Source organism: Nesterenkonia massiliensis (assembly GCF_000455245.1).
GTDB lineage: Bacteria > Actinomycetota > Actinomycetes > Actinomycetales > Micrococcaceae > Nesterenkonia > Nesterenkonia rhizosphaerae.
Window position 1 is genome coordinate 228,056 of the sequence record NZ_HG005168.1, and the last position, 11,801, is coordinate 239,856.

11 protein-coding genes are annotated in these 11,801 nt (G+C 61.9%); 7 read left to right on the forward strand and 4 right to left on the reverse strand.

Annotated features, from left to right (window positions below; translation table 11 throughout):
- Positions 1-19: 19 nt before the first annotated feature.
- Together ectB and ectA are read right to left on the reverse strand one after the other, a co-directional pair.
- A complete protein-coding gene (gene ectB, locus TX78_RS08240) occupies positions 20-1,306 on the reverse strand; it encodes a diaminobutyrate--2-oxoglutarate transaminase (RefSeq protein ID WP_044495265.1) in 1,287 nt (428 codons plus the stop codon).
- Positions 1,307-1,363: 57 nt separating this feature from the next.
- Entirely contained in the window at positions 1,364-1,909 is a 546-nt protein-coding gene (gene ectA, locus TX78_RS13960; RefSeq protein ID WP_044495266.1) for a diaminobutyrate acetyltransferase, read from the reverse strand.
- A 338-nt stretch (positions 1,910-2,247) separates the two neighbouring features.
- On the opposite strand from ectA, the gene TX78_RS08250 reads away from it, so the two are divergent.
- Together TX78_RS08250 and TX78_RS08255 are read left to right on the forward strand one after the other, a co-directional pair.
- Positions 2,248-2,457 (forward strand): CsbD family protein, encoded by a 210-nt coding sequence (locus TX78_RS08250; protein ID WP_044495268.1) that lies wholly within the window; start codon positions 2,248-2,250, stop codon positions 2,455-2,457.
- Between the two features lie 95 nt (positions 2,458-2,552).
- Positions 2,553-3,959 carry a uracil-xanthine permease family protein gene (locus TX78_RS08255; RefSeq protein ID WP_233722208.1) on the forward strand — a complete coding sequence of 469 codons (1,407 nt, stop codon included), beginning with the start codon at positions 2,553-2,555 and terminating at the stop codon, positions 3,957-3,959.
- Between the two features lie 827 nt (positions 3,960-4,786).
- Here the strand turns inward: TX78_RS08255 and TX78_RS08260 are convergent.
- Entirely contained in the window at positions 4,787-6,304 is a 1,518-nt protein-coding gene (locus tag TX78_RS08260) for an amidase (protein WP_044495270.1), read from the reverse strand.
- A gap of 103 nt (positions 6,305-6,407) precedes the next feature.
- Between TX78_RS08260 and TX78_RS08265 the strand changes: the two genes are divergently transcribed.
- The gene (locus tag TX78_RS08265; RefSeq protein ID WP_044495271.1) at positions 6,408-6,731 is read left to right on the forward strand and encodes a rhodanese-like domain-containing protein; all 324 of its coding nucleotides are present in this window, start codon (positions 6,408-6,410) and stop codon (positions 6,729-6,731) included.
- On the forward strand, positions 6,728-7,660 hold the full coding sequence (gene pheA / locus TX78_RS08270; protein WP_044495273.1) for a prephenate dehydratase: 933 nt from the start codon (positions 6,728-6,730) through the stop codon (positions 7,658-7,660). The genes TX78_RS08265 and pheA overlap by 4 nt, the downstream gene beginning before the upstream one ends.
- A 42-nt stretch (positions 7,661-7,702) precedes the next feature.
- On the opposite strand, the gene TX78_RS08275 is transcribed toward pheA, so the two are convergent.
- Complete coding sequence (locus tag TX78_RS08275; RefSeq protein ID WP_044495275.1) at positions 7,703-8,812, reverse strand: diacylglycerol/lipid kinase family protein; 1,110 nt, start codon at positions 8,810-8,812, stop codon at positions 7,703-7,705.
- Between the two features lie 57 nt (positions 8,813-8,869).
- Between TX78_RS08275 and serS the strand changes: the two genes are divergently transcribed.
- The 3 genes from serS (at position 8,870) to TX78_RS14355 (ending at position 11,498) form a co-directional block, all read left to right on the forward strand.
- On the forward strand, positions 8,870-10,156 hold the full coding sequence (gene serS, locus TX78_RS08280) for a serine--tRNA ligase (RefSeq protein WP_044495277.1): 1,287 nt from the start codon (positions 8,870-8,872) through the stop codon (positions 10,154-10,156).
- Positions 10,157-10,422: 266 nt separating this feature from the next.
- Complete coding sequence (locus TX78_RS08285) at positions 10,423-10,920, forward strand: Dps family protein (RefSeq protein WP_044495278.1); 498 nt, start codon at positions 10,423-10,425, stop codon at positions 10,918-10,920.
- A 113-nt stretch (positions 10,921-11,033) separates the two neighbouring features.
- Positions 11,034-11,498: a cupin domain-containing protein gene (locus TX78_RS14355; RefSeq protein ID WP_233722209.1), complete on the forward strand. Its 465-nt coding sequence runs from the start codon at positions 11,034-11,036 to the stop codon at positions 11,496-11,498.
- Positions 11,499-11,801 lie beyond the last annotated feature (303 nt).

Consider the following 11,801-nt stretch of genomic DNA (forward strand, 5'->3'; position numbering starts at 1 on the left):
CCCCGCCCGCGGGACCAGCTCAGTGCGGGGGACGCAGGCGGGAAGGTTCGCCGTGCTGTCCGGTGGCAGCGAGGACGGCTTCCTCCAGGATGGACAGGCCCTTCTGCAGGTCCTCGGAGCTGATGTTCAGCGGCGGCATCAGCTTGACGACCTCATCCTCGGGTCCGGAGGTTTCCAGCAGCAGGTTGCGCTTATAAGCCTCGGCTGCCACCTTGCCGGCGGTATCGGGGTTGGGGAACCAGATGCCGGTGAGGAAACCGCGGCCACGCACGGTTGAGTCCTTCACATGTGCAGAGACCTTCTCCAGACCTTCGCGCAGCTGCTGGATCTTCTCACCGAGCTCCTGCTGGAAGGAGTCGTCTGACCAGAAGAGCTCCAATGCGCGGGCTGCGGTGACGAACGCGAGGTTGTTCCCGCGGAAGGTGCCGTTGTGCTCACCGGGCTCCCAGACATCAAGCTCAGGCTTGAACAGGGTCAGAGCCATAGCCAGGCCGTAGCCGGAGATGGATTTGGAGACACAGACGATATCCGGGTAGATGCCGGCCTCTTCGAAGGAGAAGAACTTGCCGGTACGTCCACAGCCGGCCTGCACGTCGTCGACGATCAGCAGGATGTTGTGGCGCTTGAGCAGGTCAGCCAGAGCCTTGAGCCAATCCATGCGTGCGGCGTTGAGGCCGCCTTCGCCCTGAACGGTTTCCACAATGACCGCCGCGGGCTTATCCACGCCTGAGCCGGAGTCCTCCAGAACCTTTTCCAGCCAGATGAAGTCTGGGATATCGCCGTCGAAGTAGTCGTCGTAGGGGATCTTCGAGGAGTTCGTCAGCGGAATCCCGGCGCCGCGGCGCTTCATGGAGTTACCGGTCACCGACAGCGCACCCAGGGTCATTCCGTGGAAGGCGTTGGTGAAGGAGAGGATGTGCTGGCGGCCGGTGACCTTGCGGGCCAGCTTCAGGGCCGCCTCAACAGTGTTGGTGCCGGTCGGGCCGGGGAACATCACCTTGTAGTCCAGGTTTCGAGGCTTCAGGATGAGCTGCTCGAGAGTTTCCAGGAACCGGCGTTTTGCCGGGGTCTTCATGTCCATGGAGTGGGTGACTCCATCATTGGCCACATACTCCACCAGCAGGTCGCGCAGCTCAGGATGGTTGTGGCCGTAGTTCAGAGCGCCGGCCCCGGAGAAGAAGTCGAGATAGCGAGTGCCGTCCTCGGTGTACTGGTAGCAGCCGGAAGCCTTCTCAAACACCGCTGGCCAGTTCATGCAGTAGCTGCGTACCTGGGATTCGCGGGTCTCGAAGATGTCAGTAGCCATAATGTGAGTCCTTGTATACCTAGTTCGAATGTGTGGATATGGGGTTTAGGGGGTCAGTCAGCTCTGCTGCAGGGGTTCTACCGTGTAGAGATCTTCGGCGGCATGGTCTTCGCCAGTCTCATCGGGGGAGGGGAAGTAATCCTCGGTGAACAGCGGTTTGCGCTGCAGCTCGGTGCCGTGTTCCCGGGCGAGCGCGGTGAACAGGGCAATCGAGGCCTGGTTGTCTGCGGTGATGGTCGTCTCCAGCCGACTGGCGCCGGAGCGTGAGACCAGCTCAAAGAGCATCTTCTTGGCCAGACCGCGACCGCGAAACTCTGAATCCACGGCCACCTGCCAAATAAAGAGCGTCTGGTGGTCTGAGGGCTTGTGGTAGCCGGAGATGAAGCCTGCGGGTTCTCCGCCGATTTCAGCGATCACGCTGGTCTCTGCGAAGTCGCGTGTCCACAGGATGTAGGCGTAGGGGGTGTTGGTGTCCAGGACCCCAGTGCCTTTAGCCAGACGCCAGAGGTCAGCGCCGTCGGCCACTGTAGGAGCTCGCAGGATAATCGGCTCTGTATCGGCTTCTGGGCTGTTTTGGGCAGGAGAAGTTTCGGCGCTACTCATCACGGCTCAACCCTAGTGAGGCTTTCCTGGGAATCAACCGGAGAAGGCATGAAAAACACCAAAAAAGCGACATTGAAGGTCCGCCTGGTCAATTCTTGTCAGAAAAGCGGTGAGGTCACAGGCTTGTCGTGCCGCGGGATGCATTGGGCGGTGCCTTCATTGTTCTGAGAATAGATGAGAGAGTTATTGATTCGTGATTAACTTTTGCACCCCGGAGCGGTTTTTAAGTCTGGATAGTGACTGGGAGATTGCACTGAATCTACTTGAGTGGCTTCACACTGCTGTTGGCGACTTGTAGCGTGAGGGGTGGAACGTCCGCGACAGAGAGGAGTCACCATATGGGACTCAATGACAAGTTTGATGCTAAGTTCGATAAGGCCTCTGGTTCTGCCAAAGAAGGCGTCGGAAAGCTCACTGGGGACAAAGAGACTGAGCGTGAAGGTCAGGGTCAGAACCTCAAGGGCAAACTGAAGGACGCTGGAGAGAACGTCAAGGATGCAGCCTCTAAAGCGAAGGACTCGCTGACTAGCGACAACAACCGGACCTGAGGTCTTACAAACTCACACAACGTGCCGGGCAGGAGTTGAACATCCTGCCCGGCATGTCTGTGTCTGCGGACAACTGCCCGATAGAGTAGTGGTCCGTGAATAATCAGATCTTTCCCGGCTTTGGCTGGAGTCTTCACGGAGACGGCAAGACCATCCGCCCAGGCGCTGTCGTCACCCCTGACGAGCGGCTGAACTGGTTCCAGACCCTCGGCATCGGGGCCCAGCACGTCGTCGCCATGTTTGGTGCCACGTTCTTAGTGCCCCTCATTACAGGCTTCCCGCCCTCCACCACGCTGCTGTTCTCAGGTATCGGGACCATCCTGTTCCTGATCATCACCGCGGGCCGCGTACCCAGCTACCTCGGTTCATCCTTTGCCTTCATCGCCCCGGTTACCGCCGCGATGGGAAGCTATGGAATGGGCGGGGCTCTCGGCGGCATCCTGGCCACTGGCGCGCTGCTGGTTCTCATCGGCGTTGTGGTGCACTTTGCCGGAGCCCGGTGGATCCAGGTGCTGATGCCCCCTGTGGTGACCGGCGCCATCGTCGCGCTGATCGGCTTGAACCTCGCGCCAGCAGCCTGGGGCAACGTCCAAGGTGCACCGATCACCGCCACCGTGACCATCGTGTCCATGCTGGTGGCCGGCGTACTGTTCCGGGGGCTGCTGGGGCGGCTGTCGATCCTGCTCGGCGTAGTAGTCGGGTACTTCGTCGCGTTGTTCCGCGGGGAAGTCGACTTCTCGGATATGGATCCTGCGCTTTACCAGGTCTTCGACGGCGACCTCTCGGCTCTGCTGCAGGTGAAGTGGTTCGCGTGGCCGCAGTTCACTGCGCCGGAATTCCACATCGGGGTACTGGGCCTGTTTCTTCCGGTGGTGCTGGTTCTGGTGGCCGAGAACGTCGGCCATGTGAAGTCTGTGGCGCTGATGACCAATCGCGACCTGGATCCGGTCACCGGCCGTGCTCTGATGGCAGATGGCCTTGCCACCATGCTGGCAGGCAGCGGCGGTGGTTCAGGTACTACAACTTACGCAGAGAACATCGGCGTGATGGCTTCCTCGCGCGTCTACTCCACCGCCGCATACTGGGTAGCGGGCGGATTCGCGATCCTGCTGGCCCTGATCTCTCCGGTGGGTCAGCTCATCGCCACTGTCCCAGAAGGTGTGCTGGGAGGTGCTGGCACGGTGCTCTACGGCATGATCGGCATCCTCGGCGTGCGTATCTGGGTGCAGAACAAGGTGGACTTCTCCAGCCCGATCAACCTCGCCGTTGCCGGGGTGCCGCTGATCATCGCCATTGCCAACTTCACAATGACCTTCGGGGAGATTGTCTTGGAGGGCATCGCTATCGGCTCGATCGCCGCTCTGCTGATCTACCACGTCCTCAGTGCGATCGCTCGCTGGCGCGGCACGGATGCCGGCGTCGAGGAGGGCGACGACGCCGCTCTGGCGACGCCGGTCAACCGTGATGACTTGGAAAAGATGCACAACGACGACGCCCGGTAGCCGCAGCCTCGTCTACCTGCCTTTGAAGGCCCTCTCCGGATCGACATGATCTGGTGAGGGCCTTCTGCATACCCTCAGGAAATCGGTCGAAACAATGCCGGTCAGCTGCGCAGAAACTTGTTCGCAATAATTTCGTCGAAAAGATTCCGCGACCGGAATTTACGTGCTATCTTCATAAACGTCACTAATCGGATCTAGCCTTTGAGAGGAGGGGCACATGAATATCACCAGGATGAATGCTTCAACAGCAACGGTGAACCGTCTGGGAGGTTTCCCAGATGTGTTTGGGCCCCGCGAACTCGGCAGATCCGTCTCTGCCGCCTGCTGAATCCCCTATGATTCGCGGGGCCCGGCGTCGGGACTCTCGCTGCTGCCGTAGATCTATATGAACTGATCTGCGCACCACTGCGTCCGCTTCAATGAAGCACATCACCGCACTTGTTTTTAGAGCGCCCTCACTTCTTCATCTAAATCGGCGCCAGAAGCAGTGTGTATCTCAAGTTTGACTCTTGATTTGTTAGTCATTTGTCACGCTCATTTTTCGTGCCCAAAAATTCCCAGGCAGGAGTATGTCTTCTGCCATGAAACAGGATCATTATGTCTACCGTTTACCGTTACTCGATACCCCAACGATTAAGTATCCATATAGGTCAGCAGCTGGTTCGCTGGGCTCAGCAATCCGCAGCAGCCAGCCACGAGCGCCGGACCCAGCGCGCAGAAAAGCAGTGGTCACGCTTGCAATCGCAATTAGCCGCTGAGAAGAGCCGCGAGGATGCCATCCGCGCCTATCATCTACTGCCGCGGCAGTACTGATGCTGCGCCCGAGGTCACCGGCGCAGCATCAGCGCAGCAAGGGCCAGGAGCAGTTCCTCGGAGCCGTGTTTGCCCATGAGCTGCACTGACCAACTCAGGCCCCGGCTGTCAGTATGCACAGGCACGCTGATAGCCGGGAGCCCGAGGACGTTGACTACTGAGCTATACGGAGTGAAACGGCACTGCTCCACGTAGTTCTGCTCCGGACTCAGGGCTGAGAACCAGCCGATCTCCGGCGGTGCTGAAGCAAGCAGTGGCGTCAGAATCACGTCCCAGGGCCCGAAGATGTCCTCAGCTCCGGCGCTGAAGTCCTCAAGTGCTGCCAGCGATTTCTGCACATCGGCGGCTGAGCGCGAGGCCGCCAGCTCCAGATAGTGCTGTGTCAGGGGCTCCAGTTCAGCGAATACCTCAGCAGGGAAGTCTGCACCGGCTAGCCGGGAAGTCCACAGGGAGGTGAAGTTCTCGAAGTAGTCCGCGGGCCAGAATCGGTCTGCACCGGTGCAGTGATCTGTCCCCTGAATCATGTGCCCGGCATCCTGAAGCCGGGAAATGCCCTCCTGCACGGCGACCACAGCATCATCTGCCAGTACGATCTCCACCTCTGGAGAGAAAGGTGACTCCATGGTGACCCCCACGCGCAGCGGCTCCAGTCCCTGACTCAGAGCGTGCGGCACCCTGCGCTGAGCCGGCCCCGTGGCCGGCCCGAGTACGCGGCTACCAGTGGGCGAAGTAAATCGATGCCCGGCCATCACATCAAAAAGTAACGCCGCATCCTCCGCAGAGGACGCCAGTGGTCCGGAAACAGGCAGGTTCTGCACGCCTGGGTCCTGATCATCATCAGGCAGCCTGCCGCGTCCTGGCTTGAGCCCCACCAGTCCGCAGGCAGCCGCAGGTATCCGCACTGACCCGCCTCCATCGCTACCCGGTGCAAATGGCAGGATTCCGGCAGAGACAGCGGCGGCCGACCCTCCGCTAGACCCACCAGCTGTCCTGGACAGATCCAGCGGATTCCTGGCAGCAGCGGCAATCTGGTTCTCCGAATAGCAGTGCAGTCCCAGCTCGGGCACCTGAGTTTTACCGATGCTGACAGCTCCCGCGCGGTGAAGCCTCCGCGCCAAAGGTGCATCCACCGCTGGGATCTGCACCGGCAACGCCCGCGTACCCAAAGTGAGCGGCATGCCCGCCACTGGCACGAGATCCTTGAACGCCATAGGCAGCCCCAATAACGGCGCACGAGCAGAAAGCTCCGCGGCCGCCGTCGTCGTTCCCTGAATCCGACGCAGTTGAACAATGGTCCGATCCAACTGCTCGGCCCGGCCCAGCGCGTAGTCCGGGTCCAGATGAACGAATGCACCGAGCCCGCTCCTGGTTGCCGCAGCAGTCAGTGCAGCGGAGGCAAGCTCCACCACCGAGACCTCGCCATCGAGAACTGCCTGACGCCATTGCCAGGCAGCGGCAGCGCGAAAATCAGTCATGGAGCGGTCGGTGATGTGGTCGGCAGAGGGGGCAGGTGCTGCTGGCAGATGCTCCATGTCACCACACTATGTGGACCAACGTGTCCCGCCAAGACCCTGGTGGTACAGGACGGGATACCCTGGAGCGGCAAGTCCTCGCAAGACGGGAAGGAGCGCCAGAATGGACTTTGAGACTGTTCCAGCTGAGCAGGTTCCAGCTGATGCATACCTGCTGGATGTGCGGGAGACCTATGAGTTCGACGCCGGGCACGCCCCAGGCGCCCTGCATATCCCCGTCGATGAGATTCCCACCCGCTTTGAGCAAGAGCTGGACCCGGACGAGGACTACTACGTCATCTGCCGAACCGGCGGACGCAGCGTGCAGATCACCCAATGGCTGACCACCCAGGGCTACTCCGTGTTCTTCGTCGTCGGCGGATATGACGCCTGGATCCAGGACGGGCGCCCCCTTGAATCCGCAGAAGGAGAACCGCGAGTTCTATGACAGCTGCCACTCTCACCTATTCATTCCTGGGGCCCCACGGCACCTTCACCGAGGCCGCCCTGGAGAAGATGCCCGGAGGTGCCTCCTGCCAGCGGGTACCCACCGCCAGCGTCCTCTCGGCCCTGACCATGGTGGATACCGGGGAGGCCGACGGCGCCGTAGTGCCGATCGAGAACTCGGTGGAAGGCGGAGTGACCGCCACGCTGGACGCGGTCTCAGTGGCCCATGACCTCCACATTGTCGCTGAGGCGCTGGTGCCCATCAGCTTCGTGCTGGTCTCAAAAGAGCCGCTAGCGCTCAGTGCGATCCGCTCAGTAGCTACCCATTCCCACGCTTGGGCGCAGGTCCGGCGTTGGGCCGAGGCTACTGTGCCCACCGCCGAATATGTCCCGGCGTCATCCACGGCCGCGGCAGCCCACGGTCTTTTGGCAGAACGTCCCATTGCCGATGCCGCCATCTGTGCCCCGCTGGTGGCAGAGCAGCTGGGGCTGCACATCATCGCCAGCGGAATCGAGGATGTCCACGGTGCTGTGACGAGGTTTGTGCTCACCGCCAAGCCGGGCCCGATCCCGGAGATGACCGGGGCGGATAAAACCACCATCATGATTCCACTGCCGGAAGACCGGCCGGGTGCGCTGATGGAGATCCTGGAGCATTTCTCCACTCGAGGGGTCAATCTGTGCCGGATCGAGTCCCGGCCCACCGGTAACGGACTGGGCAGCTACTTCTTCTCCATTGACCTGGAGGGCCACATACAGGAGGACCGGGTGGCTGACGCCTTGGCCGGCATCCACCGGATCTCCCCGAAACTGCGTTTCCTGGGTTCCTACCCGCGGGCGGATAAGAAGCCCCAGCAGGTGCTGCCGGAGGTCTCCGAAGCCGCTTTCAGCGCCGCCAAGACGTGGATCGCTTCCCTGCAGGACCGGTGAGGCCCTGCTGAGCAGTCCCATTCTTCCCGTAGGGGGTCGGGGTCAGTCGTCGGGTTTATCCAGCGTGGCGCGCTGGACGCCATTGACGATCAACGACGACGGCGCCACCTCAGCTTTGACGCTTATGACCTCACCCACAGCATCGCCGTCGATCTGGAAAGGCAGGGGCTCTTCCATGCGGATGCGTCCACGAACGGCCTGACGCACTGTCATCATCGGGATTTCCGAAGAGAACCGCATAGTGGTCTTCGCCAGGATGCGCGCCCAGTCCCAGGCATGCCGGGGAGTCAGCAGCACCGCATCCATATGGCCATCGTCGAAGAGCGCCGTGGGAACCAGCTCGATGCCAGCCTGCAGCGAACCGCAGTTGGCCAGCAGGACAGAGCGCACTCGCACAGTGGAGGGGTCGCCGTCGTCGAGCTGGATAGTGATGGTCTTGCGGGACCCCATGATATGACGCAGTCCGGCCTCACCATAGGCCAGCCATCCCGCGCGCTGCTTCAGCACATCGCGGGTGTCCTCCATGACCTCTGCATCGAGTCCGCCGCCGGCGATGACCAGGGAAACTTCGTGGTCTTTACGGCCGCCGGGCCGCTCAAGGCTCAGCTGCAGAGTATCTACCTTGTGCGGCTGGCCATGCAGCGCCTCATCAACACAGGCTACGATGTCCTGGTAGGGAAGCCCGATATTCCGCGCGAAGAGATTGCCCGTGCCCAATGGAAGAACTCCGAGGGCCACATCGGTGCCTGCAAGTTCACTGGCCACTGCTCGAATAGTCCCATCGCCGCCAGCAGCGATGACCACATCACAGCCGGCTTTAAGAGCGCGCCGGGTCATCAGATAACCCGGGTCCTCCACACTGGAGGCCATGATCAGCGGCTCAGGCATCCCCGCCGCAGAGCAGCCGGCTTCAACCAGCCGGACCGCTTCATCAGCATCTTCCTTGCTGACATTGACCACGACGCCCACCAGGCGCTCATGCAGTTTCTTGGGATGAGCGGCCACCGCAGAGCTGACCTCGATGTTGTGCTTGAGCTCTGTGGCGCGCTTTTTCCACTTCTTCAGGCGGCTGCTCAGCTGCGCGATGATGATCAGCAGCACGAACACCACTACCAGAGCAGCTGGCAGGATCCAGACGGCGGCGTCATTCATGGGCCCAAGTCTAACTGCGGGCCCCGGCGGCGCAGCCGGTGGACTAGGCTGTAGCCCGTGATCGACATCAAGGACCTCATCGAGAACCCCGAGAAGTACAAAGCCAGCCAGCGTGCGCGACAGGCGGATGAATCTGCGGTGGATGCCCTCATTGCCGCCTCGGAGGCCCGATCTGCGGCGATCACACGTTTTGAGACTCTGCGGGCGCAGCAGAAGGCCTTCGGCAAGACCGTGGCCAAGGCCCAGGGCGAGGAGAAGCAGCGGCTGCTGGCCGAGGTCAAGCAACTCGCTGAAGACGTCAAGGCCGCAGAGTCCGAGTCCAATGATGCACAGGCGGCCCTGCTGAAGCTGCAGCGTTCCTTCCCGAACCTCATCCATGACGGTGTGCCCGCCGGAGGCGAAGAGGACTTCGTGACCCTGCGCACTGAGGGGACCCCGCGCGACTTCGCCGCCGAGGGTTTCGCGCCCAAGGACCACCTGGAGCTGGCTGAGCGGTTGGGCGCGTTGGACATGGAGCGCGGGGCGAAGGTATCCGGTGCTCGTTTCTACTTCCTCAAAGGCATCGGTGCCCGCCTTGAGCTTGCCATGATGCAGATGGGTCTGGACCAGGCCGTCAAGGCTGGTTTCATCCCGATGATCACCCCCACCCTGGTGCGCCCGGACACTATGGCCGGTACCGGCTTCGACGTGGAGCACGACGACGAGATCTACCGCCTGGAACGTGACGACCTCTACCTGGTGGGTACCTCTGAAGTCGCCATCGCCGGCTACCACGCAGATGAGATCCTGGACCTAGGCCGCGGGCCGGAGCGGATTGCCGGCTGGTCTACCTGTTATCGCCGCGAGGCGGGATCCCACGGCAAGGACACCCGCGGAATTCTGCGCGTGCATCAGTTCAACAAGCTGGAGATGTTCATCTACTGCTCTGCGGAGGACTCCGCTGCTGAGCATGCCAAGCTGCTGGCCTGGGAAGAAGAGATGCTGCAGAAGATGGAGCTGCCCTACCGGGTGGTGGACATCGCGGCAGGAGACCTCGGGCTCTCCGCGGCACGCAAATTCGACTGCGAAGGCTGGGTCCCCTCCCAGAACACCTACCGGGAGCTGACCTCCACCTCGGACTGCACCACCTTCCAGGCCCGCCGACTCAATATTCGTGAACGTACTCAGAACGACGACGGCGGCAGGGCTGCTACCCGCCCGGTGGCTACCCTCAATGGCACCCTGGCCACCACGCGGTGGTTGGTGGCCATCCTGGAGAACCACCAGCAGGCCGACGGGTCCGTGCGCGTGCCCGAAGCGCTCCGGCCCTACCTGGGAGGCCTCGAAGTCATCGAGCCGGTTTAATCTCACGAAAACAGCTATGAGCTGACGACGGCGCCTGTGCCTATAACGAGGGGCACAGGCGCCGTCGTCGTTCTGCGGCTTCGCCCAGCATCCAGAAACCACACAGGTTTCACTCACCTTGGCTCGATAGGCAAGAGTCATGAGCTTTTCGGGCCTGAAGGTGAGGGGAGCCTGTGCTTCCTGGCGCTGCTAGGCCTGAGGTTCCTACGATTGAGGCACCGCCGACAAAAAGCCGGCGTCGCCGACACCACCTAAGGAGTGTTGAGATGACCCAGAAGTCTGCTGACTACACCGTCCCCGGCCTTGGCAAGGACAACGGCAGCGAGATCGCCGGCCTGCTGCAGGACCGCCTTCACGCCCTGAACGACCTGCATCTGGTGCTCAAGCATGTGCATTGGAATGTGGTGGGTCCGAACTTCATTGCAGTCCACGAGATGCTTGATCCCCAGACCGAGGTCGTCCGCGGGTTTGCTGACGAGGTTGCCGAGCGCATTGCGACCTTGGGCCAGGCTCCCTCCGGGCTCAGCGGTGAACTTGTCAGCGACCGCTCCTGGAGCGACTACCCGCTCTTCAAGGCAGACGCGGAAAGCCACCTGACGGAGCTGGACAAGGTATACACCGGCGTTATCGGGGATCATCGCCAGGTGCTCAGCAAGGTCGGCGATATTGACCCCATCACGGAGGATCTGCTGATCGGCCAGGCCAAGGAGCTTGAGCTGTTCCAGTGGTTCATCCGCAGCCATCTGGAGAAGGTCAGCGCCTGACCTTCTAGCAATTCGCAGTAGTGCCCGGTGCCTGAGAGGCGCCGGGCACTACTGCGTTGCGGCGCCTCGGTGAGCTTAAGCCAGGGGGAAGTCCTCGCGACTGTCCTCAACCAGTGACCGATTCACGATCGGGTCAGGACTCACGCTCCCTGCCGGACTTCCCTGGCGGCACCGCTGTCAGCCACCTCTGCGTCTACGACTGGGAGACTGCCGACGGCCTGCACGGCGGTTCGCCGCATCTGCACACTGTCTCCACCGAGGCCTACGTGGTCACCGCCGGTCGCGGTGAGGTGCACACCATCAGTGCGGAAGGACCGGCGCGCGATGCGCTGGCACCCGGTGCGCTGCTGTGGTTCACCCCCGGGACCATTCACCGGCTGGTGAATATAGAAGAACTCGAGCTGGCAGTGGTGATGTCCAACGCCGGGCTTCCCGAGGCGGGGGATGCGGTGCTGACCTTTCCGGAAGAGATCGTGGCTGACCCGGAGGCCTACCGGGCGGCCGTGGCACTGCCAGCCGAAGGCAGCGAAACTGAACGCGCCGACGCCGCGCGAGCGCGCCGGGGACCTGGCACTTGAGGGCTACCGGCAGCTGCTGGAGGCCATCGAAGCGGAGGGCTCTGGGGCTTTTGACCGGTTCCGGCACCATGCGGTCAACTTGGTGCGGCCGCGGATTGCCGAGTGGACTGAAATTTTCGAGGCCAATGTGGGCGCGGAGACGCAGCGGGTGCATTCTAATCTCACTGCCCTGGCTCTGGGGGACGGCAGCCATCTTGACCAGGCGAGAGTCATCCGAGGCCAGCCCCGCCCGCAGCCGCGGGTATTCGGCATGTGCGGTCGGCTACAGACGTGGACCGCCTGACACCGGAAGTGCTGCTGAGG